This is a genomic window from Acinetobacter sp. CFCC 11171 (genome assembly GCF_003268405.1).
GTDB lineage: Bacteria > Pseudomonadota > Gammaproteobacteria > Pseudomonadales > Moraxellaceae > Acinetobacter > Acinetobacter amyesii.
In genome coordinates, this window is sequence record NZ_LQXP01000099.1 from 1 (window position 1) to 1011 (window position 1011).

The window sequence follows — 1011 nt, forward strand, 5'->3', positions numbered from 1 at the left end:
CACTTAAAAACTGCTCAAAATCAGCCCATTGATGTTTAAAAGATTCATCATTCTTAAATTTATTCAAAACCCAAGCGCCAAGCAAAATTTTCCGTCTAGTTTCATTTTTCCGTTCTTGGGCTTTTGCTTCGCTTAAAAGTTTTTGCTGTTTGAGTTTAAGCTCATTCTGTTTCTGTTTTGCCTGTTCTAAGATCTGCTCTTGTTCTTTTTTTAAATACTCAATTTGCTCTTGCAGGGATAATTTTTTCTGCTGTGCTTTGGTGAGTTTCTTTAAAACTGCATCTTTCTTTTCTTGAATATCTGACATAGTATTAAACCGTGATGATCAATAATCAAACATCATCATAGAGTCAAAAAACAAAGCGAGCAATATCAAACGTAGCGAAGCGAAGTTTTCCCGGAGTGAAACGAAGGGCGCACTTACCCACTTTTATCATTTCATTCAAAAGTGGACGTTGCGACAGGGGAAACCCCTGTACCCCATGACCTCGCTTTAGCATGGTCAGCAACTTTTTCAAAGTTGCAAAAATCAAAACCACGGTATGCAGAAATTTAGGTTTTTAAAGTGGCAATTTTTCATTTGAATGAAAGCAACATCTCACGAAGTGACGGACGTTCAGCCGTTGCTTGTGCTGCTTATCGTGCCTGTGAAAAATTAGAGGATCTGACTTTTGGAAAGACTCAGGACTACACTAAAAAAAAGGGACTTGAATACAAAAATATTTATGCACCAGAACATACCAATACAAAACTTTTAGACCGTCAAACACTTTGGAATACAGTAGAAAAAAAAGAATTCAATGCCAATGGCTCAATGAAAGCCAATGCACGACTCGCCAAAGAATATATCTGTGCTTTACCACATGAATTAACAGATGCAGAACGCATAAAAATCGTTGATGACTTTTGCCGAGACTTTGTGAACAAGCACAATGTTATTGTCGATGCCTGCATCCATGCACCACATGAACATAACGATGAAACCAATAATAAAAACTATCACGTACACAT

The 1011-nt window shown here is 37.2% G+C and carries 2 protein-coding genes; one reads left to right on the forward strand and one right to left on the reverse strand.

From position 1 onward, the window contains the following. On the reverse strand, positions 1-307 hold a 307-nt coding region (locus AVJ20_RS18005; protein WP_111886147.1), incomplete at its 3' end, for a hypothetical protein. Positions 308-565: 258 nt separating this feature from the next. Here AVJ20_RS18005 and AVJ20_RS18010 point away from each other — a divergent pair. After that, positions 566-1011 (forward strand): MobA/MobL family protein (locus AVJ20_RS18010; protein WP_162689815.1); only part of this gene is annotated, 446 nt, incomplete at its 3' end.